Annotated in this window: 1 protein-coding gene; it reads left to right on the top strand. The window is 74.3% G+C overall.

Annotation, left to right across the window (positions count from 1 at the left end; all coding sequences use genetic code 11):
* A partial coding sequence (locus tag JHD80_RS28490) for a hypothetical protein (RefSeq protein ID WP_210340014.1) occupies positions 1-182 on the top strand: 182 nt, incomplete at its 5' end.
* Positions 183-315: the final 133 nt, after the last annotated feature.

The following is a 315-nucleotide window of genomic DNA, read 5'->3' as shown; positions in this document are numbered from 1 at the left end:
CCCCCCCCCCCCCCCCCCCCCCCCCCCCCCCCCCCCCCCCCCCCCCCCCCCCCCCCCCCCCCCCCCCCCCCCCCCCCCCCCCCCCCCCCCCCCCCCCCCCCCCCCCCCCCCCCCCCCTTTTCACGCCCAAGACGGCATACGCGATCGCGCCTAGAGTCTCGTGGGCTCGGAGATGTGTATAAGAGACAGGTCTGGCAGATCCTCATTTTTGGCGCGACCGCGATCGGTCTTCTCGGTAAGCAAGACATTCGGCTCGCCGCGCCGATGATGGCCTGGTTTCTGTTTTACGGCGCGCTCCTCGCCTACACGCTGCCG

The organism is Allobosea sp. ASV33 (assembly GCF_016428755.1).
Lineage (GTDB): Bacteria > Pseudomonadota > Alphaproteobacteria > Rhizobiales > Beijerinckiaceae > Allobosea.
Note: the sequence above shows the minus strand (reverse complement) of the source record. Positions and strands in the feature narration are given on the sequence as shown.